This is a genomic window from Xanthomonas prunicola, from assembly GCF_025266575.1.
GTDB lineage: Bacteria > Pseudomonadota > Gammaproteobacteria > Xanthomonadales > Xanthomonadaceae > Xanthomonas > Xanthomonas prunicola.
Window position 1 is genome coordinate 4,300,845 of record NZ_CP096142.1, and the last position, 22,978, is coordinate 4,323,822.

Annotated in this window: 20 protein-coding genes; 13 read left to right on the forward strand and 7 right to left on the reverse strand. The window is 64.2% G+C overall.

Annotation, left to right across the window (positions count from 1 at the left end):
* Nucleotides 1-275 precede the first annotated feature (275 nt).
* The 7 genes from paoA to M0D43_RS18435 all read left to right on the forward strand — a co-directional run bounded on the left by paoA (nucleotide 276) and on the right by M0D43_RS18435 (nucleotide 8,384).
* Entirely contained in the window at nucleotides 276-938 is a 663-nt protein-coding gene (paoA, locus tag M0D43_RS18405; protein WP_260807443.1) for an aldehyde dehydrogenase iron-sulfur subunit PaoA, read from the forward strand.
* A complete protein-coding gene (locus M0D43_RS18410) occupies nucleotides 935-1,885 on the forward strand; it encodes an FAD binding domain-containing protein (RefSeq protein WP_260807444.1) in 951 nt (316 codons plus the stop codon). Before paoA ends, M0D43_RS18410 begins: the two co-directional genes overlap by 4 nt.
* A 1-nt stretch (nucleotide 1,886) precedes the next feature.
* Nucleotides 1,887-4,094 (forward strand): aldehyde oxidoreductase molybdenum-binding subunit PaoC, encoded by a 2,208-nt coding sequence (gene paoC / locus M0D43_RS18415; RefSeq protein WP_252162513.1) that lies wholly within the window; start codon nucleotides 1,887-1,889, stop codon nucleotides 4,092-4,094.
* Entirely contained in the window at nucleotides 4,091-5,104 is a 1,014-nt protein-coding gene (locus tag M0D43_RS18420; RefSeq protein WP_252162514.1) for an XdhC family protein, read from the forward strand. Before paoC ends, M0D43_RS18420 begins: the two co-directional genes overlap by 4 nt.
* Before the next feature lie 405 nt (nucleotides 5,105-5,509).
* Entirely contained in the window at nucleotides 5,510-6,118 is a 609-nt protein-coding gene (locus tag M0D43_RS18425) for a nucleotidyltransferase family protein (RefSeq protein WP_252162515.1), read from the forward strand.
* Nucleotides 6,119-6,750: 632 nt separating this feature from the next.
* Entirely contained in the window at nucleotides 6,751-6,966 is a 216-nt protein-coding gene (locus M0D43_RS18430; RefSeq protein ID WP_252162516.1) for a hypothetical protein, read from the forward strand.
* A gap of 164 nt (nucleotides 6,967-7,130) precedes the next feature.
* Nucleotides 7,131-8,384 (forward strand): DUF819 family protein, encoded by a 1,254-nt coding sequence (locus tag M0D43_RS18435; RefSeq protein ID WP_252162517.1) that lies wholly within the window; start codon nucleotides 7,131-7,133, stop codon nucleotides 8,382-8,384.
* A gap of 325 nt (nucleotides 8,385-8,709) precedes the next feature.
* On the opposite strand, the gene M0D43_RS18440 is transcribed toward M0D43_RS18435, so the two are convergent.
* Together M0D43_RS18440 and M0D43_RS18445 are read right to left on the reverse strand one after the other, a co-directional pair.
* A complete protein-coding gene (locus M0D43_RS18440; RefSeq protein WP_252162518.1) occupies nucleotides 8,710-9,897 on the reverse strand; it encodes a Tle-like phospholipase domain-containing protein in 1,188 nt (395 codons plus the stop codon).
* Between the two features lie 36 nt (nucleotides 9,898-9,933).
* Nucleotides 9,934-10,743, reverse strand: a complete 810-nt coding sequence (locus M0D43_RS18445; RefSeq protein WP_252162519.1) for an ankyrin repeat domain-containing protein — start codon at nucleotides 10,741-10,743, stop codon at nucleotides 9,934-9,936.
* Between the two features lie 207 nt (nucleotides 10,744-10,950).
* Between M0D43_RS18445 and M0D43_RS18450 the strand changes: the two genes are divergently transcribed.
* On the forward strand, nucleotides 10,951-11,655 hold the full coding sequence (locus tag M0D43_RS18450) for an HAD family hydrolase (RefSeq protein WP_252162520.1): 705 nt from the start codon (nucleotides 10,951-10,953) through the stop codon (nucleotides 11,653-11,655).
* Between the two features lie 862 nt (nucleotides 11,656-12,517).
* Here the strand turns inward: M0D43_RS18450 and M0D43_RS18455 are convergent.
* Both M0D43_RS18455 and M0D43_RS18460 read right to left on the reverse strand, forming a co-directional pair.
* Nucleotides 12,518-12,742, reverse strand: a complete 225-nt coding sequence (locus M0D43_RS18455) for a YbdD/YjiX family protein (protein ID WP_101361580.1) — start codon at nucleotides 12,740-12,742, stop codon at nucleotides 12,518-12,520.
* Nucleotides 12,742-14,814 carry a carbon starvation CstA family protein gene (locus M0D43_RS18460; protein WP_252162521.1) on the reverse strand — a complete coding sequence of 691 codons (2,073 nt, stop codon included), beginning with the start codon at nucleotides 14,812-14,814 and terminating at the stop codon, nucleotides 12,742-12,744. Before M0D43_RS18460 ends, M0D43_RS18455 begins: the two co-directional genes overlap by 1 nt.
* Nucleotides 14,815-15,045: 231 nt before the next feature.
* On the opposite strand from M0D43_RS18460, the gene M0D43_RS18465 reads away from it, so the two are divergent.
* Together M0D43_RS18465 and M0D43_RS18470 are read left to right on the forward strand one after the other, a co-directional pair.
* Entirely contained in the window at nucleotides 15,046-15,903 is an 858-nt protein-coding gene (locus tag M0D43_RS18465; RefSeq protein ID WP_252162522.1) for a pirin family protein, read from the forward strand.
* A gap of 33 nt (nucleotides 15,904-15,936) precedes the next feature.
* Nucleotides 15,937-16,371 carry an OsmC family protein gene (locus tag M0D43_RS18470; protein ID WP_252162523.1) on the forward strand — a complete coding sequence of 145 codons (435 nt, stop codon included), beginning with the start codon at nucleotides 15,937-15,939 and terminating at the stop codon, nucleotides 16,369-16,371.
* Nucleotides 16,372-16,768: 397 nt separating this feature from the next.
* Here M0D43_RS18470 and M0D43_RS18475 read toward each other — a convergent pair whose 3' ends face one another.
* The 3 genes from M0D43_RS18475 to nfi form a co-directional block, all read right to left on the reverse strand.
* On the reverse strand, nucleotides 16,769-17,230 hold the full coding sequence (locus M0D43_RS18475; protein ID WP_252162524.1) for a hypothetical protein: 462 nt from the start codon (nucleotides 17,228-17,230) through the stop codon (nucleotides 16,769-16,771).
* A gap of 247 nt (nucleotides 17,231-17,477) precedes the next feature.
* A complete protein-coding gene (locus M0D43_RS18480; protein WP_260807445.1) occupies nucleotides 17,478-18,368 on the reverse strand; it encodes a pirin family protein in 891 nt (296 codons plus the stop codon).
* A 144-nt stretch (nucleotides 18,369-18,512) separates the two neighbouring features.
* Nucleotides 18,513-19,220 carry a deoxyribonuclease V gene (nfi, locus tag M0D43_RS18485; protein WP_252162526.1) on the reverse strand — a complete coding sequence of 236 codons (708 nt, stop codon included), beginning with the start codon at nucleotides 19,218-19,220 and terminating at the stop codon, nucleotides 18,513-18,515.
* A 103-nt stretch (nucleotides 19,221-19,323) separates the two neighbouring features.
* Between nfi and gpmA the strand changes: the two genes are divergently transcribed.
* From gpmA to M0D43_RS18500, 3 genes are all read left to right on the forward strand, one after another.
* Nucleotides 19,324-20,073, forward strand: a complete 750-nt coding sequence (gene gpmA / locus M0D43_RS18490; protein ID WP_017118198.1) for a 2,3-diphosphoglycerate-dependent phosphoglycerate mutase — start codon at nucleotides 19,324-19,326, stop codon at nucleotides 20,071-20,073.
* Between the two features lie 147 nt (nucleotides 20,074-20,220).
* Nucleotides 20,221-20,535, forward strand: a complete 315-nt coding sequence (locus M0D43_RS18495; RefSeq protein WP_252162527.1) for a hypothetical protein — start codon at nucleotides 20,221-20,223, stop codon at nucleotides 20,533-20,535.
* Nucleotides 20,536-20,824: 289 nt separating this feature from the next.
* Nucleotides 20,825-22,927 carry a M13 family metallopeptidase gene (locus tag M0D43_RS18500; RefSeq protein ID WP_252162528.1) on the forward strand — a complete coding sequence of 701 codons (2,103 nt, stop codon included), beginning with the start codon at nucleotides 20,825-20,827 and terminating at the stop codon, nucleotides 22,925-22,927.
* Nucleotides 22,928-22,978 lie beyond the last annotated feature (51 nt).

A 22,978-nucleotide genomic window follows, 5' to 3' on the forward strand; every position in this document is an offset into this window, starting at 1 on the left:
CAGCGGCAGAAATACCTGCTGCAGCGCGCAACGATCCATCGGCCGCAGAGCGCTGCCTAACCCGTCCGCTCCGACTTCGTCGACGCCTGCATGCGTCTTACGCGAGACAAGCGTCTTTTATGGGCGAATGCGGTGGCCAGAGCCACGACAGGCGAAGCGAGCGTTGGATCAGGCAATGCCGCTGCTTCACACCTGCAATCACTCGCGCACTCACACGCTTTCGACCGGCGGCGTTGCACATTGATTAAGAACTGTAAAAGCCAGCACTGTTGGAGATGCCAGCCATGAGAGACATCAAGATGACCCGTCGCGAGGTACTGATCGCGGGCACGGCATCCGCAGCCAGCGTTGCCGCAACCCAATCCATGGCCACCGCCGCAGCCGCCGCCGCCGTGTCGCAGAAGCAGGCAGCGGAGCCGGCCAATGCATTCGGCCAAGTGGCCTTTGAAGTCAATGGCAAGCCGGTAACGCTGACCCTGGATAACCGCACCACCTTGCTGGATGCGCTGCGCGAACATCTGCATCTCACCGGTACCAAAAAGGGCTGCGATCACGGCCAGTGCGGCGCCTGTACGGTCATCGTCGATGGGCAGCGCATGAACGCGTGCCTGTCGCTGGCGGTGATGCATGAGGGTGCCAAGGTCACCACCATCGAAGGGCTGGGCACGCCGGACAAACTGCATCCCATGCAGGCAGCGTTCGTCAAACATGATGGCTACCAATGCGGTTACTGCACGCCTGGCCAGATCTGCTCGGCAGTGGCCGTGCTGGATGAAGTAAAGCGCGGCATTCCCAGCCACGTTACCGAAGATCTCACCGGCAAGGCCAAGCTCACCACGCCCGAACTGCAGGAGCGCATGAGCGGCAACATCTGCCGCTGCGGCGCGTATTCCAACATCGTAGACGCCATCAATGACGTTGCGGGAGGACGCGCATGAAGGCCTTTAGCTACGAGCGCGCTACCTCGCCGACCGATGCGGCAGCCAAGGCCGCGCGCCAGCCAGGTGCCAAGTTCATCGCAGGCGGTACCAATTTGCTGGATCTGATGAAGCTGCAGATCGAGACACCGTCGCACTTGATCGACGTCAACGGCCTGAGCCTGGATACCATCGATGCCACGCCCGACGGCGGCTTGCGGATCGGCGCTTTGGTGCGCAACACCGGCCTTGCCGCCGACAAACGCGTGCGCCGCGATTACGCAGTGTTGTCGCGCGCTTTGCTGGCCGGTGCTTCGGGGCAATTGCGCAACCGCGCCACCACCGCCGGCAACTTGCTGCAGCGTACGCGCTGCCCGTATTTCTATGACACCAACCAACCGTGCAATAAGCGACTGCCCGGCAGCGGCTGCGCGGCAATCGGCGGATTTAATCGCCAACTGGCGGTAATCGGTGCCAGCGAATCGTGCATCGCGACCCATCCCAGCGATATGGCCATCGCCTTGCGCTTGCTCGATGCCGTAGTGGAAACGGTGCGCCCCGATGGCCAGACGCGCGCAGTGGCGCTGTCCGAGTTCTATCGTGCGCCGGGTACGACGCCGCATCTTGAAACCGTGCTGGAACGGGGGGAGTTGATCACTGCAGTGACCTTGCCCAGGCCAATCGGTGGCACGCATGTGTACCGCAAGGTGCGCGACCGTGCATCGTATGCCTTCGCATTGGTGTCGGTTGCCGCGGTGGTGCAGCGCGATGGCACCGCCCGACTCGCAGTCGGCGGCGTTGCGCACAAGCCGTGGCGTAGCGAAGCCGCTGAAGCTAAATCGAAGGACGGCGCCCGTGCCATTGCGTCTGTGTTGCTCGACGGCGCACAGCCCACCGAACACAACGCATTCAAGGTACCGCTGGTGGAGCGCACCTTGACCGCGATCCTGGCCGACACGAGGGCCTGATATGAAATTCGACACTCCCGCCGGTACCAATCCCATCGATCAGCTCAAGGTCGTCGGCAAGCCCGTCGATCGTATTGATGGGCCACTCAAGACCACCGGGCAAGCGCCGTACGCGTACGAACATCACGACCTGCCTGGCCGTGCGGCCTATGGGCACGTCGTGGGCGCGGGCATTGCCAAAGGCACCATCCGCAGCATCGACCTGAGTGCTGCGCGCAATGCGCCCGGCGTGCTCGGCATCGTCACCGCACAAAACGCTGGCAAGTTGCAGAAGGGTAAATTCAACACCGCCAAACTGCTAGGCGGCCCGGAGATCGCCCATTACCACCAGGCCATTGCGGTGGTGGTTGCTGAGACGTTTGAGCAGGCGCGTGCCGCCGGCCAGTTGATCAAGGTCGATTATGGCCGCCACGTGGGCGCCTACGATCTGGAAAAAGCACGCGCTGGCGCCAAGGTCACCAAGAAGGACGACGCGCCCAATAGCAACGTTGGCAACTTCGACGCTGCTTTCGCTGCCGCGCCGGTGCAGCTGGATGCCGAATACACCACGCCGGATCATTCGCACGCCATGATGGAGCCGCACGCTTCGATCGCCGTGTGGGAAGGCGACAAGCTCAGCGTGTGGACTTCGAATCAGATGATCAACTGGGGTGCCGGCGATCTGGCCAGAACGCTCGGCATCCCGCGCGAAAACGTGCGCATCATGTCACCGTACGTCGGTGGCGGTTTCGGCGGCAAGTTGTTTCTGCGTGCCGACGCGGTGCTGGCGTCGCTAGCTGCGCGTCAGGTCGGCCGTCCGGTCAAGGTGATGCTGCCACGTCCGCTGATCGCCAATAACACGACCCATCGCCCGGCCACCGTGCAGCGTATTCGCCTTGGCGCCGGACGCGATGGCAAGCTCACTGCGATTGCACATGAAAGCTGGTCAGGCGATCTGCCCGACGGTAGCCCGGAAATTGCCGCCGCACAGACTCAACTGCTGTACGCGGGTGCGAATCGCCTGATCACGACCCGCCTGGCAGTGCTCGATCTGCCCGAAGGCAACGCAATGCGCGCGCCGGGCGAAGCGCCTGGCTTGATGGTGTTGGAAGTGGCCATGGACGAGATGGCTGAAAAGCTCGACATGGACCCGGTTAAATTCCGCATCGTCAACGACACCCAGGTGGACCCGGAAAACCCGCAGCGCCCCTTTTCGCAGCGTCAGCTGGTCAAGTGTCTGGAAGATGGTGCGAAGCGATTCGAATGGTCCAAGCGCAAGGCCCAGCCAGCTAGCACCCGCGATGGTCGCTGGTTGGTCGGGATGGGCGTGGCGACGGCATTTCGCAACGCGCCGGTCATGACCTCGGGCGCGCGCATGCGGCTGGAGCAGGGCGGGCGCGTGGTGGTGGAGACCGACATGACCGACATCGGCACCGGCTCTTACACCATCATTGCGCAGACCGCTGCCGAAATGCTCGGCGTACCGTTGAGTTGGGTAGACGTACGGCTAGGCGACTCCAGCTTCCCCGCGTCGGCAGGCTCGGGCGGGCAGTGGGGCGCAAACAGTTCCACCGCAGGCGTGTACGCCGCTGCCGTCAAACTGCGCGACGCCGTGGCCAAGCAACTGGGCCTGGATCCGGCCACCGCTGAATTTGCCGATGGCCATGTGCGTGCTGGCGGCAAGCGCATCGCGCTCGGCGATGCCGCCGCCAATGGCGCTTTGGTGGTGGAAGACAAGATCGAATTCGGTGACCTGAGCAAGACGCATCAGCTCTCTACGTTCGGCGCACACTTTGTCGAGGTGGGCGTGGATGTCGCCACCGCCGAAGTGCGCATCCGGCGCATGCTTGCGGTGTGCGCCGCAGGGCGCATTCTCAACCCGAAATCCGCACGCAGCCAGGTCATCGGCGGTATGACGATGGGCGCTGGCGCTGCGTTGATGGAAGAACTTGCGGTGGATAAACGCCTGGGCTTTTTCGTCAACCACGATCTGGCGGGCTACGAAGTGCCAGTGCACGCGGACATCCCGCATCAGGACGTGGTGTTCCTGGAAGAAAGCGACCCGTTGGCGTCGCCGATGAAGGCCAAGGGGGTGGGTGAGTTGGGCATCTGCGGTGTGGCTGCCGCGATCGCCAATGCGGTCTATAACGCGACCGGCGTGCGTGTGCGCGACTACCCCGTCACCCTCGACAAACTGCTGCCGCATCTGCCCGAGATGCTGCGCGCGTGAGCGCAGTCGTTGCCCCGGTGAAGCAGGCGCTGACGGCCGAGCCGGCGTGGCCGGCTTGGCCGGGCTACGCGCTGCACGATGACTTGCTGCCGACCTTGTCGGCGTGGCATCGCGCCGGCCAGCGCGTAGCGATGGCGACCCTGATCGATGTTCAAGGCTCCTCGCCGCGTCCGTTGGGCAGCGAGATGGCGATCAGCGCTGATGGCGGGATAGTCGGTTATGTGTCCGGCGGTTGCGTGGAAGCCGCGGTGGCGCATGAGGCCATGGCAGCGCTGCGCGATGGTCAGCCGCGTTGGCTGGATTATGGCGAAGGCAGCGAGGTGCTGGATATCCAGCTCAGTTGCGGTGGGCGCATTGGCGTGCTGGTGTGGCCGGTGCCGGATCTGGGCGAGCACCTCGCTCGCTGGCGCAACGCGCGTCAGCACCGGCGGGCATTTCATCTGGCGTTGGATCGTGCGTCCGGCATGGTGCGTTACCTGGCAAGTGCGCAGGACGCGCGTGCGGACGAATTCTTGCGCACGCATCGCCCGCCATTGCGGCTGGTGCTGGTCGGCGCCGACCCTGCGCTGTTGGTAGTGGTGTCGTTGGCCAGCCAGATGGGCTTGGAAGTGCGCGTATTGCGGCCGCATGGGCCGGCCGAGCCGCCGTCCGGACTGGCACTCGAGCACTACGATCGACGCGCAGCGGGCGACGCACTGCAGGATCTGCAGCTGGACGGCGACACCGCACTGTATAGCCTGGCCCACGACGCCGAGATCGATCTGCAGGTGGCGCGCCGCGGGCTGGCGTCCAATGTGGCCTGCATCGGCATCCTTGGCAGCCGGCAGAAACGCGAAAGCCGTTTACAGGCGCTGCGTGCGCTCGGATACGATGATGCAGCGCTTGCGCGTCTGCGCTTACCCGCTGGCTGGCGGATGGGGCGCTCGTCGCCGCACACCATCGCGCTTGGCATCATTGCCGAAGCCACGCAGGCGGTTGCAGAGATAGAGGCTGTTGCAGCGAGTCGGTAAGTTACCGTGCCCCCGCCTAGCGTGGATCCGTGACCGGATCGCACAGCAGTCTGACGTTGATGAAAGGCGACTGATTTCGAGCTGATCGTGCGTGGCCTTCTACATCACGCCGTCGTTTGCATCGCAAGCGGCATGAAGTTGCGCACGCATCAACAGCGCACGCAATGTGCAGTCACCTTGCACGCACAGCCGGCGCTCTAGGCTGCAGCGGTCTTCCATCAAGCACCACGTCGCCATGCCCCTTGTTCCTGATCGCCACGTCGACGTATGGCGTCGTGCCGTTCGCGTTCGGTTTCTTGCCACCGGCCATCGCCCACGCAATGCCTGTGCGCATACGCGTGACGCCTCTGGCAGCTCGCGATCAGCACAGCGCTCTCTTGTCGCCACGCCAATAGCGTGCAGCGCATGAGCAGCGATCACGCCGCACTGGTGCTGGGTGCGGGGGCAGGGCGCCGGCTTGGCCGTTCGAAGCAATTGCTGATGCGCGATGGCGAGCCGTTGTTGCGCCGTGCCGCGCGCATGGCATTACAGACTGCGCCGCGCCGCTGTGTGGTGGTGCTGGGTGCCGATGCCGACGCGTTGAGCGAGATGCTGCAGGATCTGGATGTCGAACTCCTGCGACATGCCGACTGGTCCGAAGGCATGGGCTCCAGTTTGGCCGCGCTACGTCGGCATGTGCAGGACGACATGAGGTTGCGACGCAGCCTGATCCTGGGCTGCGATCAGCCTGCGCTGGACGCTCCACATTTGCGCACCTTGCTGGAAGAGGCCGATCGCGCCATCTCCGGTTGCGCGACCAGCGGCTATAGCGGCGTGCGCGGCATTCCCGCGGTGGTCACGCATGCGGCGTGGGCGGATGCTCCGTTGCAGGGCGATAGCGGCCTGCGCGGCCTATTCGCCAGCCTGGACATGGAGAGCCTGGGATGCGTGAGCGCCCCGGCGTTGGCGCTGGATATCGACACGCCGGCCGATCTCGCCGCCGCGCAGCAGCGCGGCTGGGTAGATGCAGATTGAGACGCAATGACGGGTATGCACTTAGATCTTTGGCAGCCTGCGTCCTGACGCCATGGGCGCGGCAACTGCACGGTCGCACGTAGGCGTGACCGGTGCCGATCGATGGCACCGGACCAAGCGCGTCGCCCATTCCTTGCATACCGCCAACCGAAACGCTCGGTCAGCACATTCAACCGGGCAGCGGAATTAGGACCACAACACGATCGCTTCCCTGATCACCAACACGTAGCCGACAACCATGGCGGTCTTGACCGGAAACTGAAATTTCCTGAGCAGATACATGCAACCCCTCCCCAGAGGCAGTCTTCACGAGCGACTGATCACCTTACTGCGCACCGCCCACGCTCGTCCGACGGTTGCTGACGACACGGTGTTCACCGGTCCTGATCGACTGTAGCGCTGGATGTAATGTGTGTCACGTAAGAATTTTCCTACCATCATGCCAGTGTCCCCCCGACGGCATTGACATGCTTAAAAGAACATCCTGGCTATGCCGGACGCGGGGCCCTTGGCCACTCTCCCGCGGCCCCTTGAGTAAGGGCACGCCGGCATACCGGACGGGAGAAGGATTTCCCATTCCTGCACCGCAGCTTCCCGCGGCCGCATCGCTACACGCACTGGCCGGAGGCCTGATGGACGAGTCACGTTATGTCGTACGCATACACCCCGAAAAGGGCGGCTGGTGGGTGACCCGCCCGCAGTGGTCGCCACTGCGCTACCTGCGCGAGCAGGGCGCCTTGGATTTCGCAGAATTGATGGCAAAGCTGCACTGCTTGACCACTGGCCAGCCTAGCGGCGTGGTGGTCAACACCGGCGGGGCCGATCGGGTCGTGCGACGTTACGGCTAAGCGAGCGCGGCCCGCTGCCGCTTGCTGAGGGCAGGTCACGGCGACGCTGTGGCTATCGACAGCAGTACCGGGTTTGCGCAGACGTCCAGGTCGGCTAGATTCGTGGCACCGGCCGCCCTTGGGTCGGTCCGCATGTTGGCGGCTACTTTTCTGGATGCCCGCTTGTGGTAAATGCCGTCGGTGCTGCGCTGATCCAAAACGATATCGTCGTCTTCGGCCTGATCGCCGCCACCCTGGGTGCGGTGTTCTGGACTTCCGCACGCGAGCAGGGCCTCTGGCGACGTTTCTACGCCTTCGTGCCGGCCTTGTTGTTGTGCTACCTGCTCCCCGGCATCTACAACACAGTCGGACTGATCGACGGTACCAACACCCGTCTGTACAACCCGATCGCCCGCGACGTGCTGCTGCCGGCCGCACTCATCCTGCTGACCTTGAGCATCGATCTGCGCGCGATCCTGCGGCTCGGCCCCAAACTGGTGGCAATGTATCTGGGCGCATCCGTGAGCGTCATGCTGGGCGCGGTGGTGGCGTTCTGGGTGATGCGCTGGCTGCATCCGGCCACTGTGGCTGGCGATACCTGGGCGGGCATGGCGGCGCTTGCCGGCAGCTGGATCGGGGGCGGCGCCAACATGCTGGCGATGCGCGAAGTGTTCGACGTCGACGCAACCACCTTCGGGCAGTTCGCGGTGGTCGATGTTGGCGTGGGCTATGTGTGGATGGCAGTGCTGATCTTCCTCGCCGGTCGTGCGCGCAACATCGACGCGCGCAGCGGTGCCGACACCCGAGCGCTGGATGCTTTGCAGGAGTGCATGGCGCGCTTTCAGGCCGAATATGCGCGGATTCCCAGCCTGGCCGACTTGATGGTGATCGTGGCAGTGGCATTCGGCGGGGTCGGCCTGGCGCATGCGCTGGCCAACCCGCTCTCGGCGTGGTGCAAGGCGCAGTTGAGTTGGGCCAGCCAGTTCAGTCTGGACACGCCGTTCGTGTGGGTGGTGGTGCTGGCGACCAGCCTGGGCCTGCTGCTGAGCTTCACCCGCGCACGCACGCTGGAAGGCGCAGGCGCCTCCAAACTCGGCACCTTGCTGCTGTATTTCCTGATCGCCTGCATCGGCATGCAGATGGACTTGCTGGCGCTGCTGGACCGGCCATGGTTGTTCCTGCTCGGCCTGACCTGGATCGCCGTGCATATCTGCGTGCTGTGGGCGCTTGGCCGGCTGCTGCGGGTACCGTTTTTCTATTTTGCGATCGGCTCGCAATCCAATATCGGCGGCCCGGCTTCTGCGCCCGTGGTCGCCGCCGCGTTTCACCCGGCACTAGCGCCGGTCGGCGTGTTGCTGGGCACGATGGGCTACGCCACCGGCACCTATCTGGCGTATCTGGTCGGCATCACCTTGCGTGCGATGGCCGGTGCGGGATAAACCGGGCGCTGCACTCGGCCACGCCCAGTCGAACGGCTGAGCGCATGGTGACGCTGCTGCGCAGCTGCTCACTGATCCATGTGGTGCTCGGCGTTGCAGCATTTACGACGCTCTAACTGCGCGTTTCTTCGTAGCGTTCGTGCTTGTCTGAGGGCCGCGGATGACGTGTCGTCAGCCACGCCGCGCTCAAGCTCGCAGATATGCACGGCAACCAATCCGCTTCATTGTGCGGACCGACAGCGATCACGCGTACGACATCGGATGCGGTTTGCCAGCCGCGCGTATCGATTAAAAGTGGCCCGCGATGTTCTGCGGGCCACTGTGCTCACTGCTGAATCACGCGACGCTGCTCTTCCTGCTGTTGTGCCGGCTGCTGGGTGTGCTGCTGATTGTGCTGTTGCAGCTGGCTGACATTGGTCTGCGCCGGCTCATTGGCCGCGGCTGCCGTCTGCACATGGCTGCGCAGATGGGCCGGGTCGTCGATGCGACCCTGCACCGCAATCAGGCTGTTGCCATCGCGGTTGGGCACCAGGTGATCGATGCGCTGCAAGCCGTCGTTGCCTGCACGTGCGGCCACGCTGGCAGCGGTGTTGAGAAACGCGGTGTCGTCGCGCAGCCCCAGGCGGTCGCGCTGCCCATCCAGCTGCACCACCGCATCGTTGAACAGCTGGCTGCCGGGCTGCAATGCGGCGCCACGCGACTGGTCCTGCGCCTGCATGTCTTGCGCCTTCATCACCGAATCGATGCCATGCAGATCCAGCCGATGCTTGAGCATCATGCCCGGCACCAGACGCTGGCCAAACGACAACGGGTCCGGCTCGGGCAATTCGATCTGATGGCCGGCCGCATCGGGCATGGCCCATTTGAGCGGGATGCTGTCTTCCTGCAGATGGGTGAGAATCTCGTTCTTGACGTGGTAGCCGCGAATCAATTCGCTGTTGGCGTACTCCTTGGCAGCCGATGCATCCAGACCTTCGCGCTCCAGCGTGCGGTCGTTGACGCCTGCCGCGTTGTAGGTCACTGCAGGGATGTCGTTGACCATCGCCGATGCCGCGGCCAGACCCCCGCCCAGCGAATGCCCGCTGATCACCACCTGGTCGCCGAACGCCTGTTTGGCCTGGCTGCCGAGCTGGATCGCCGAGGCGTACTGCGCATCGTCAAAGCCCAGGCCCTGGCCGATGTTGTGCTTCCAGTCCTTGCCTTCATCGGTGCCGCAAAAACCAAGCACCACCTGGCCTTGATCGTTGCGATAGAACGCTGCATCGAAGCCGCTTTTGGCATCGTGCAGCAGTGCCGGATCGATGCCTGCCTGCTGCAGCGCGCTGTCGTCCATGCGCGACCAGCCGTTAGGCAGGGCGGCGAAGGTTTCGGCGCCGCCTTCGCGTCGCTGCGCGGCTGTGGCGTAAAGGTCTTGCAGCATCGCTGGAAGCTGACGGTCTTCCGGATGCGGTTGTTGCCCGCGCATCGATTCTGCAAACGGGGTGGAAGAAGAAGAGGATTCTGACGGGCTCATGCGCGGCTCCTTGCGTTCGTCGTGCGAAAAGCGCGCTTAGCGGCTGCTTTCCACGGGGATATTGTGGGCGCTCAACCACGCGCGCACGTCCGCCCTGACCTGCTGGCCCGCGGCATTGAGCAGGCGATCCGGCGTGGTGAAGAAATACGCCTGGAAGGTCTTCTGCTGGGCATTACGCACGGTAGGATCGACACCGGCCTCGAGCAAGGTGAGCACTGCCGGGCTGGCCGCGCCGCTTTGCGCCGCAAGGTGCAGCAGGGTGTTGCCGGCGTGGTCGACGCGTTGTACGTCTGCACCGGCCTGGATCAACAAGTCGATCTGCGCATTGCGCTTGCTCTGCACCGCGCGAAACAGCGGCGTCCAGCCCGCACGCGCGCTGACGACATCGATCGGCGCCTTGTGCTGCAACAGGATCTGCAGATACTCCGGGTCCTGCGCCATGGCGGCCATGTGCACGACCGTTTCCTGGTCCATGCCAGGCACTGCGGGGTTGGCGCCTGCCTCGAGCAATGCGCCCAATGCGCGCGGTTGTTCGTTCCAGATCGCCCACTCGAGCAAGGTGACGTTTTGATCGCCGTGTGCGGTGAGATCGACGGTGGGGGCGAGTGCCTTGATCTGGGCAACATCACCCTGCGCAATGGCTTTGGCGATATCGGTCAAGGCGGGGTCGCGGAAGGCGACGGTGTGGTCCTGCAGCGTAGCTGACATGGTGGTTTGCTCCTTGGCACCGGGCGAGGCGGTGCATGAGACCGCGAAAAACGAGGTCGCAAGAACGAGCAGGGCGGGGAATCGCGGTTGCATCGAAATCTCCTTCTCCTGATCGCATCCCTGATGACGCTGCGGCAAGTCCCGCTGCAGCGGAGCAGATGCTAGCAGCTGCAAAAATCGCGTGCGGTAAGATTGCGTGACATGGATGTTCCTCGCATGCCCAACGATGGGCGTGTGCTCGGGGCCGCCTGTGTTGGTGGCATGCATGGTGCGGGCAGGCGAATGGGCCCGCTTCGCCGACCCGCGGCCCTCGCCACAGCCAGCGGTCACACCCCGGACGGCATAATGGTGCTTTGCGAGCAGATGGGTGCAATGGCGTACGAATTACTGATCAGTGACTGTGATGGCGTTCTTGTCGACAGCGAGATATTGGCCGACCAGGTCATGCGCGAGGCGCTCGCGTCTTTCGTGCCGAGCGAGCCGCTGGAACATCTGCTGGAAACCACGTTCGGGCAAACCACACGTGAGGTGTTGCGGCGGGTGGAAGAGCGCTTTGCGCTGCAGTTGCCAGAGACTTTGCTGGTGCAGATCCAGGGGCGCAGCGAGGCATTGATCCAGGCGCAGGTGCAGCCGATCGGGGGTGTGCGTGAGGCGCTGGAGCAGATTCCGCTGCCGTTGGCGGTGGCCTCCAATAGCCGGCGCCACAATGTGATTGCCTCGGTGGAACGTGTCGGGCTCACCGCGCGTGCGGCGGGGCGTATTTTCAGCGCGGACATGGTGGAACGGCCCAAGCCGGCACCGGACGTCTATCTGCTGGCGGCACGCACAGCCGGGGTGGCGCCGGAGCGTTGTCTGGTCATCGAAGACAGCCCCACCGGTGCGGCTGCGGCTGTTGCGGCAGGCATGCAGGTGCTGGGGTTTACCGGTGCGAGCCACATTCCACCCGGACATGGCGATACCTTGCGCCGCATCGGTGTGCTTGAGGTGTTCGACGATATGCGTGATTTACCTGCGCTGTTTGCGCGGCTGGCGCAAAAGCGCGCCGGCTAAGTCGACCGCTTGCTGAGTGGAGTGTGCGGTGTCCACGCGTGCGGGAGACGTTTTGAACCCATCCATGGATGCTCCTTAGCGACATCCATGCGGCCAAGCGCATCGCCGCTTCGCAGATCCGCGGTTCTACGACCGGCCTGTCTGCGCGCTCTACGCGATGCAAGAGAATTGAGGTTTGAGTCGTCGCTGGGTTTTGATGCCACGCAAGCGTCAAATCGGAAACTTCAAGTCAAAGTTCAAAGGCTGGCCAGTTGAGTGCGCGGTGCCCTCACCGCTTGCGCGACACGCCGTGAACCCATCCTTCGGGACCGTTGGCGGCATCCATGCCGCCAACGGTCCCGCAATCGGTGAGGACACCGCACTAGGCAGTTGGCTGGCGGCTAGCTAAAAGCAGCTCACTGCTACGAACGGATCACTGCACGCGTCGATTGAGTTGCTACCCCGAATCGCTGGGTCGTGACAGCAGATAGCCGCTGAGGCAGGACATCAACTGAGCTAACACGTGACTCGTTTAATGGATCGCGCGATGCACTGCTTGCATCATGCGCACCGGCCAACTTGACTGGTCCTTGCCCGCTCACCGTCTCGGGACCCTTGGCGGCATGGATGCCGCCACGGAGCCTACGGGGACGTACTTGTGGCGTGTCCTGCGATGGTGGGCGGGCAAGGGCCTCGCAGCAAAACCCCAGGTCAGCTGCTCTGCACCCACGCTATCGCAGTGCCTAACCGCGCCAAGAGACGCTTTTATCAGTCGCTCCTAGCCCGCCCAGTTGCCTTCGCGCAGAACAACGCAACAGGGCGCGATTCGCATCGCGCCCTGTTGCGTTTCCACTTCTTGATCAGTCGATCGCCAGTCAACCAGTCAACAACAGCGAAACCCGCTCTTGCCGCCATAACGCGCGTCCTGGCGTTCGCGGAAGAAGGTGGGGTAATCCATCACCGGCTTATCGGGATGTTTTTCCACCATGTGGCGCACGTAGTTGTCGTAGTCGGGAATGCCGCAGCACAGCCGCGCGGTCTGGATCAGGCGCCGCCAGATGCGGCGGTGCACCTGATATTGACTGGCCAGGACGAGTTGCGTGCCCATTACAGGTCTGCCATCTGGTGTGGCTGCAGCGCCACGTATGGGGTTTCGCGGTCGGTCCGCTGCGGGTTGCGGCGTGCCACCATGATCGTCTTGATCGAATAGATCAGGATCGACGCCACCACGAACAGAAACAGCACCGTCAGCCCGGTGTTGACGTAGGCATTGGTGACGATCTGCTGCATCTGCGGCACCGTCTTGGCCGGTGCGGTGATGGTGTTGCTGGCGATGGCAGCCTGGAACTTGTGCGCCTGCGCCAGGAAGCCCTGCGCCGGGTTGCTGTCGAAGATCTTGATCAGCCCTGCGTAGGTGGTGCACAGCAACAGCCACAGCGCCGGCACGATGGTGACCCAGGCGTAGCGGTCACGCTTCATCTTGAACAGCACCACTGTGCCCAGCATCAACGCGATGCCGGCCAGCATCTGGTTGGAGATGCCGAACAACGGCCACAACGTCTGGATGCCGCCGAACGGATCGATCACGCCGGTGTAGAGCAGATAGCCCCACAGCGCTACACAACCGGCGGTGGCGATGATGTTGGCGGTCCACGATTCGGTCTTCTTCAACGCCGGGATGAAGTTGCCCAGCAGGTCCTGCAGCATGAAGCGGCCGGCGCGCGTGCCGGCATCCACTGCGGTCAGGATGAACAGTGCTTCGAACAGGATGGCGAAGTGATACCAGAACGCCATGGTGTCTTCGCCCGGCAGCAACTGGTGCAGGATCTGGGCGATGCCTACGGCCAGCGTGGGAGCACCGCCGGCACGTGCCAGGATGCTGTGCTCGCCGATATCGCGTGCGGTGGCCTCAAGCACCTGCGGTGTGATCGAGAAGCCCCATTCACTGATCTTGGCGGCTACCGCGACAGTGTCGGTGCCGACCAGCGAGGCGGGACTGTTCATGGCGAAATAGATGCCCGGCTCGATGATCGATGCGGCCACCAGCGCCATCACCGCCACGAACGATTCCATCAACATGCCGCCGTAGCCGATGTAGCGCATGTGGCCTTCATTGGCGAGCAGCTTGGGCGTGGTGCCGGAAGCGATCAGCGCATGGAAGCCGGAGACCGCGCCGCAGGCGATGGTGATGAACAGGAACGGGAAGATACCGCCCTTCCAGACCGGGCCGTCGCCGGTGGAGGTGAACTGGGTCAGTGCCGGCATCTTGAGATCGGGCATGACCACCAGGATGCCGATCGCCAGCGCCAGGATGGTGCCGATCTTGAGGAAGGTGGACAGGTAATCGCGCGGCGCCAGCAGCAGCCACACCGGCAGCACCGAGGCGACGAAGCCGTAGCCGATCAGCATCCAGGTGATCTGCTTGGCGGTGAAGGTGAAGGCCGGGCCCCAGGTCGGGTCCGCCGCCACCTTGCCGCCCAGCCAGATCGCGCCCAGCAGCAGGATCAATCCCACCACCGAGATCTCGCCGATCTTGCCGACGCGGATGTAGCGCATGTACACGCCCATCAGCAGCGCGATCGGCATCGTGGCGATGACGGTGAACATGCCCCACGGGCTTTCCGCCAGCGCCTTGACCACCACCATCGCCAGCACCGCCAGGATGATGATCATGATCAGGAAGGCGCCGAACAAGGCGATGGTGCCGGGCACCTGGCCCATTTCCTCGCGCACCAGATCGCCCAGCGAGCGGCCGTTGCGACGGCTGGACAGGAACAGCACCACGAAGTCCTGCACCGCGCCGGCGAACACCACGCCCACCACCAGCCACAGCAGGCCGGGCAGGTAGCCCATCTGCGCGGCGAGCACCGGGCCAACCAACGGTCCGGCGCCGGCAATGGCAGCGAAGTGGTGGCCGAACAGCACGTGCTTGTTGGTGGGCACGTAATCCAGGCCGTCGTTGTTGGCGACCGCCGGGGTGGCGCGGGTGACGTCCAGCTGCATCACCTTGTCGGCGATGAACAGGCTGTAGAACCGGTAGGCGATCAGATAGATCGACACCGCCGCCACCACGATCCATAGCGCATTGATGTGCTCGCCACGCCGCAGCGCCACGGTACCCAGACAGAACGCGGCCAGTAGCGCCAACGCGCCCCAGGCCAGCTTCGAGAACCCTTTCATGCATGCCCCTCAGGAACGATTCGCCCAAGGGTCCACCCACGCCCGGCCGCGGTCAATGCCAGCCGGGCGCGAGTGGGTAAAACTTTGGTCGTAGGGTGCTATGGCCACGGATGGGTTAGGGGCGCTGCCGTGCTGGCGGCGTTTGGAACGATCGGTTGCAGTGGTCGCGGTTGGGCACCGGGCCGCACGCACCCATCATTGGCGCTTCGCCACAGAGCACCGGGACACGCGATGAGCACCACGACCACCACAGCGGCGCACGTGCTGCGCACGATCCGCGGTATGCCGACCTCCGATGGGGCCGGCGTCAAGCTGACCCGCGTCATCGGTACGCAGCAGTTGCCGGAGCTGGACCCGTTTCTGATGCTGGATGAATTCGGTACCGACAAGGCCGAAGACTATCTGGCCGGTTTCCCCAGCCACCCGCACCGCGGCTTCGAGACCGTGACCTACATGCTCGACGGACGGATGCGCCACAAGGACAACCACGGCAACGAGGGCCTACTGACGCCGGGCAGCGTGCAGTGGATGACTGCCGGCCGCGGCCTGATCCATTCGGAAATGCCGGAGCAGGAATCCGGGCGCATGCGCGGATTTCAGCTGTGGGTGAACCTGCCGGCGCGCGACAAGATGACCGATCCCAAGTATCAGGAGTACGCACCCGACCGTATTCCGGTGGCGCATCCGTCGCCCGGCGTGTCGGTCAAGGTGATTGCCGGTGCGGTGGGCGAGGTGGTCGGGCCGATCGTGCAACCTGCAACGAGCCCGGTGTATCTGGACATCATGTTGGAACCGAACGTGGAGTGGGATTACCTGCTGCCCAACGGGCATAACGCGTTCGCGTATGCCTTCGAAGGCGCGCTGACGGTGGGTGAGGGCGATGCCGCGCGTGCGCTGCCGGCGCAGCAATTGGCGGTGCTGGGTGGTGGTGCGCGTTTGCGCCTGCGTGCCGGTGCCGATGGTGCGCAATTGATCTTGGTCGCAGGTCGCCCGCTCAACGAACCAGTCGTGCGGCATGGCCCGTTCGTGATGAACACCAAGCAGGAACTGATGCAGGCGTTCGTCGATTTCCAGGAAGGCCGGTTTTGAACCGGCCCGCTTGCACGACAGTGGGAGCTCGCAATGAGTGACCGGCCTGTCAGCGTCAGTACCGGCACGGTGCCTTACACGGTCAGCATCCACGATGGGCAGCACACCTGGAGTGGCGACACGCAGCCGGCCAACGGTGGTGCCGACGCCGGGCCGGATCCCGAGTCGCAGGTGCTGGGCGCTCTCGGTGCGTGTACGGCCATCACGGTGTCGATGGTGGCCACGCGCAGGCAGTGGCCGCTGACGGCGGTGCACGTGCATCTGCATTACACGCAGCGCGGCGCTGCCGGCACGGCGGTCACCCGCAAGATCGTGCTCGACGGTGCGCTGGACGATGAGCAACGTGCACGGTTGATGGAGGTGGCCGATAAGTGCCCGATCCATCGCCTGCTCACCGGCCAGGTGCGCATCGAGAGCCAATTGCAGGCGGTTGGCGGCGATGGGGACACGGCGATTCAAGGCGGCTGACAGGCGCTTGCCAGTTGTCGTCGGATTGGGCGAATGCGAGATCGGACTCGAACCCGGCGATCGGTCCATGCTGATTCCAGGGGACGTGCCGATGGAAGCGACTGCTCCAACGTTCGTGCCCGTGAATGTTCTCCAATGCGTTGCCGTCGCACGTGGTGGCAAGCGGACTCAACACCGTTGAACTGCTGGACGCAGCCGGCGAGCTTGGTGCACGTGCAAGCGGTTTGGTCGTTGCCTCAGGCGTGTCGCGTAACACGCAGGCATGCGAACGCGTCATGGCGATCCGCGGCGACAAGCTGGTCGCATATCGCCAGATGATGTCTGCAGCGCGCCAGGCAAGCTGGCACGCTGCAAGACTGTGACAGCAACAGTCTGCAGTGCTGCCACACGCGCTGCGTCAGCGCTGCAGTGCCAGACTGGCTGGCTGCAGATCCATGTTTTGCACCAGGGATTGCATCGAAGCGAGTTCTTCGGCGCTGGCGCCATCGATCCACAACTGCGCGTAGCGCTTCTTGCCCAGTTCGACCACGGTGACACGGCGCGATTCCATGCCTGGCACTTCGCGGCCACCCAGATCGAGCTTGTACCAGTAAAAATCTTCCTGCTGGATCTGGCCCTTTTCGGCGCGGCGATCGCGTGCCAGCGCCATCGCCGGGTCGCGGGTGGTCAGCATCACCCCGACCACCTGCCTGCCATCGGCAGTCATGGCCTTGCAGACCAGGTAATCGGCACCGGCGAGCTCGTTCCACTGCAGGCCGGAGGCCGGCGGCAACGGCGGGCAGACCGGCGAGGTCTGGGCGTGGGCGGTGGCAGCGGCCAGCAGCAAGCTCAGGCCGACAAGGCGGGATGCAGACTTCATACACGATTCCCCGGCATTGGATGACGATGCGGGCGCGCCGATCTCGTGCCGCTGCAGTGTCCCGAGCTCCCCGCTCAGGCCATGCCGTCCACGTCACGCGCTCCGTCTATGCAGCAATCACTACCACAGTTTTGCCGATCGGCTCAAGTGGTGTCGCAAACGTGCGTGGCATCGTATGCGCAGCGCGGCACTTCCATTGCGAGACCTGGTGACGGGGCATGTCAGTCAACCCGCATCGCGCACGGTTTCAAGGGTAATTAACCGCTTTCGGGGCCGGCGTTTCCGGCAACGGAATGAACTCTTTGTCGTCGCCGGGAATGCTGCCAAAGCGGCCAGCCTGCCAATCGTCCTTGGCCTGCTCGATGCGTTCCTTGGAGCTGGAGACGAAGTTCCACCACAGATGGCGCGGCCCATCCAGCGGCTCGCCGCCCAGCAGCATCGCCTTCAGCGGCGTTTTGGCGCGCAAGCGGCCACGGGCCCCGGGCGAGGGGATGATCAGGTGGCGAGATGGCAGGTCGGCACCATCCAGTTGCGCTTCGCCTTCGAGGATGTACAGGGCGCGCTCGGCGTGCCCAGTGTCCAGATCGAGCTCGGCATCGGGTGCCAGATCCAGCGCCACATTGAGCGTGCCGCTGAACACCTGCACCGGCGACTCCTCACCGTATGCGCGGCCGGCGAGCACGCGCAGCCACACGCCGTCGCGGCGCTGCTGCGGCAGGCTGGCCGCCGCGTGGTGATGGAAGGCTGGCGCGGTTTCTTCGGCCGAGCGCGGCAGGGCGATCCAGGTCTGCATGCCGTGCAGTGCATGTTCGCGTGCACGCTCGGGGCCAGGCGTGCGCTCGGAGTGGGCGATGCCGCGGCCGGCGGTCATCCAGTTGACGTCGCCCGGGCGGATCACCTGATCCGAGCCCAGCGTATCGCGGTGGCCGATCTCGCCCGCCCACAGGAAGGTCACCGTGGCCAGGCCGATATGCGGATGCGGGCGCACATCGATGCCGTGGTCCGGCTCCAGCACGGCCGGGCCCATGTGGTCGACGAACACGAACGGGCCGATGCTGCGCGCCTGCAGGGTGGGAACGGCACGGCGCACTTCCAGTCCGCCGATGTCGTGGACGCGTGGCGCGATCAGAGTGGTCATGGCGGCGGCTCGCGACGAAGTGGGAGCCAGAGCTTGGCATGCGCGCGGCGGCGCGGGCGCGCGTTTGGCCGCGACGCAATGTTCTGTGTGCGGCGTGCGCGCACACCTGCGCCGTGTACTGCGTGTTGTGGCGTCTGCCTGGCGCTAGAGCAGGCTCGCCTGTGTGGGCACGTCGATGTCGCCACGCCGCGAGGCCAGCCGGTCGGCCAGACGCGTGGGTTCGGGCAGGCGATACGCGCGCAGCGTACGCAAGGTCCAGTCGAGTGCGCCCTGCATCGACATGCGATGGCCGGGCGAGACGATCAAGGGATTGCAGCGCGGCTTACTGCGCAGCGCCCAGCCGATCTGCGTGCCGCCCAGCAGGATCGGCGTGTGGTCGCCGCGTTCCGGACCAGGCTCGACGAAGCTGCCGGCCAGGCGTTGCTTGGCGATGCCGATGCACGGCAGGCCGGTCACCACGCCGAAGTGCGCCGCGATGCCGAGCTTGCGCGGATGGGCGATGCCCTGACCGTCGATAAAGACCAGGTCCGGTGTGCGCGAAAGCAGGGTTAATGCCTGCAGCAATGCCGGTAATTCGCGAAAACTGAGCAGGCCGGGCACGTAAGGCATCGAGGTCGGTACGCGCGCCACGTGCGTTTCCAGTGGCAGCAGCGTGTGCGCATCCAGCAACACCGCGGCCGCGCGCGTGGTCTGGCCATCGTCTTCGAAGCCGACGTCAAAGCCTGCAAGCAACTGCGGCGTTGCGCCCACCTCATCGTGCAGCAGCACGCGCTGTGCCAGTTGCTGTTGCAACTGTCGCGCCTGAATCACGCTGCCGTCCCAACCGGCGAACACGGGGTCGTTGGTGTGCATGGCCACAGCATCGCGCGTTGCTCGTGGCGATCTCGTGCACGCTTGCGATGCACGCGCTGCCGCTACAATCGCAGGCTGATCGGCCCCCAATCGGAGAACCGTAGTGACCCGCAAACTCGTACTGCTGCGCCATGGCCAGAGCCAATGGAATCTGGACAACCGCTTCACCGGCTGGGTGGATGTGGAACTCACCGAGCAGGGCCGCCAGGAAGCGACGGCGGCCGGCAAGCTGATGAAGGACGAAGGGCTGCAGTTCGATGTTGCCCACACCTCGGTGCTCAAGCGCGCCATCCACACGCTGCAGGGCGCATTGAAGGAACTCGACCAGGACTGGCTGCCGGTGTCCAAGAGCTGGCGCCTCAACGAACGCCACTACGGCGGCCTGCAAGGCTTGGACAAGGCCGAGACCGCGGCCAAGCACGGCGAGGAGCAGGTCAAGATCTGGCGCCGTTCGTACGACATCCCGCCGCCGGCAATGGACGTCAACGATCCGGGCCACCCCTGCCACGACCGTCGCTACGCCACGCTCGATCGCAATGCGTTGCCAGGCACCGAGTCCTTGGCGACCACGCTGGTGCGCGTGTTGCCGTATTGGCACGACGCGATTGCGCCGCAGTTGAAGGCCGGGCAGACCGTATTGGTGACCGCGCACGGCAATTCGCTGCGTGCGCTGTACAAATACCTCAACGACGTCTCCAACGAACAGATTCTGGAGCTCAACATCCCCACCGGCATCCCGCTGTTGTTCGAGCTGGACGACAACCTGCAGGTGCGCAGCTTCCGTTATCTGGGCGACCCGGAAGCGGCCAAGCGCGCGGCCGAAGCGGTGGCCAACCAGGGCAAGGCCAAGTAATCGCCGCTGGTGGTTGAGGCGCTGCGTGCCTTGCGCGCAGCGCCTCTCTTGGTGTGGCACGCGGCTATAACTCGGCGTGTGCTGCGTTGAATGGAAGCGGTGCGTGGGCGCGATGCGCGCCTCGCGCTGATGTGCAGGTGAGACATGATGTCCGGCAAACGGAAAACGCGGCAAATGACGGCTGTTTACTGTCGAGCGTATCTGGTGACGCTGGGCATGCTGGTTGCAGCCGGCAGTGGCTTCGTCGCCCTGGCCGCTGGCGACATCTCCGGCGCCGGGCTGGCGCTGACGTTGCTGGTTTGCGCGATGGGCGTGCTGCTGCTGGGGTTTGGCTTCGTCGGACCGGTGCGACAGATGGAAGCGTTGGCTGATGCGACATCCGGGCATGAGGCCGCCTTGGTGCTGATGGTGTTGGCGTATCCGATGTACCTGTTGATGGCGCCGTTTTACGCGCGCCGTTGAGTGCCTGCGATGGCACGCGCTGCGGCGGTGTGCAGGTGTTGGGTGGAAGCAGCGTGTCGCGGCGTCGGTGACAGACGCGCACGCAGTCTGTCGTTGCAATCACTTTCGATGAGGTGCGGCAGCGGACGTCAGGGCGTTGCGGTGCCACTGCAGTGCTCTGGTGTTGCCGGTTGCAGCGTGACTGACGAAGAGGCGAGCGCCGTTTGATGCGCTGTTCTTCTTCAGCGGCGCCTGACCGGCTGTCGACTTTTTTCGACCGCGCATGCGCGGTCATGCCCTGGAGAATTCAATGAAGTTGAGCAAGTTCGCCCCGCTGTCGCTTGCGGTGGCTATCGTGGTCGCTCTGTCTGCGTGTGGCGCCTCCGACGACGCTGCCAAGGCGGCGCCCACTGCACCGCGGACGGTACCGGCCAAGGTGGATGTGTCCAAGCTCGATGCGCCGATCGTGGCGTTCGGCAGCGGCGACCTGGATCCGGCGATCGCGGCGTGCCAGGACCTCAATGGATTCGTCAACGCCAAGTGGCTCAAGGCCAATCCGGTGCCGTCCGACCGCACCAGCTGGGGAAGCTTCGAGGTGCTGGCCGAGCGCTCGCTGACTATCCAGCACGCGTTGGTGGAACAACTGGCACGCGGCAATCTGTCGGCCGGGTCGGTGGATGCCAAGATTGCCGACCTGTGGCGCACCGGCTCGGATGAAGCGGCGATCGACAAAGCCGGCATCACACCGCTGCAGCCGCAATTACGGGCGATCGATGCGCTGACCGATGCGCCGGCCATCGCCGCCTGGTTACGCAACAGCTATGCGCAAGGCCAGGGCTTGGTGTTTTCGTTCGGCGCCAATGCCGATTACAAAAATTCCGAGCAGATGATCGCCTACGCAGGGCAGGGTGGTTTGGGCTTGCCCGAAAAGGGTTATTACACCGACCCGGCGCAGGCAAAGATCCGCGAGCAGTACGTGGCCTATATCGCGCGGGTGCTGGAGCTGTCTGGCATTCCGGCGGCGCAGGCGGCAGCCCAGGCCAAGGCAGTGATGGCGTTCGAGACCCGCCTGGCCGCCGCCTCGCTTTCGCGTATCGAGTTGCGCGACCCGGCCAAGCGCTACAACCCGGTTGACGTGGCCGGCGCCAACGCAGTGACGCCGCACTTCGACTGGCAGGCGTTCTTCAAGGCGCTCGAGGTGCCGGCCGGCACGTTTTCGCTGAGCCAGCCGGGCTACTTCGCCGAGCTCGATGCGATGCTTGCCGACACGCCGGTGGAGACCTGGAAGGCGTACCTGCGTTTCCACAGCATCGACGAGGCAGCGCCGTATCTGGCCAAGCCGTTCGAGCAGGCCAACTTCGATTTCTATGCCAAAACCCTGCGCGGCCAACAGGACATGCTGCCGCGCTGGAAGCGCACCTTGAACGCAGTCAACGAGGCGATGGGTGAGGCGCTGGGCCAGCTGTACGTGCAATCTGCATTCCCGGCTGAATCCAAGGCGCAGATGCAGCAACTGGTGCAGAACCTGTCGGCGGCGCTCAAGGCGCGGCTGGAACAGCTCGACTGGATGAGCGCAGAAACCAAACAGCGCGCACTGGAAAAATGGGCCAGTTTCACTCCCAAGATCGGTTACCCGGACCAATGGCGCGATTGGTCGGGCCTGGAGACGCGTGGCGACGGATTCCTGGCCAATATGCAGGCTGCGCAGGCATTCAACTACCGCTACATGCTGGACAAGATCGGCAAGCCGGTCGACAAGCGCGAGTGGCACATGACGCCGCAGACGGTGAATGCGTACTACAACGCCACGCGCAACGAGATCGTGTTCCCGGCGGCGATCCTGCAGCCACCGTTCTTCGACCCCAAGGCCGATCCGGCCTTGAACTATGGCGGCATCGGTGCAGTGATCGGGCATGAAATGATGCACGGCTACGACGATTCCGGCAGCCAGTTCGATGCCAAGGGCAACTTCGACACGTGGTGGACCGATGCGGACCGCAAGCTGTTCACCGATCGCACCGATCAGCTGGTGGCGCAGTTCGACGGCTATGAAGCGATCAAAGGCGTGCACGTCAAAGGCAAGCTGACCCTGGGCGAAAACATCGGTGACTTGGGTGGACTAACCGTTGCTTACGCTGCCTTGCAGATGGCATTGCAGGCACAGCCCGCTGCCAACAAGGACATCGACGGTTACTCGCAGGATCAGCGCTTCTTCATGAACTGGGCGACCGTGTGGCGCCGCAATTTCACCGATGGCGAGTTACGCGTGCGCTTGAATACCGATCCGCATGCACCGGCAAATTTCCGCGCCAATGGTGCGCCGTCGAACATGCCGGCGTTTGCGCAGGCTTTCCAGTGCAAGCCTGGCGATGCGATGGTACGCGGCGACAAGGAGCGCGTGACCATCTGGTAAGCCAATGCGTTTCGCACGAGGGCTGTGACTTCATAGGTCTCGCGCGGCTTG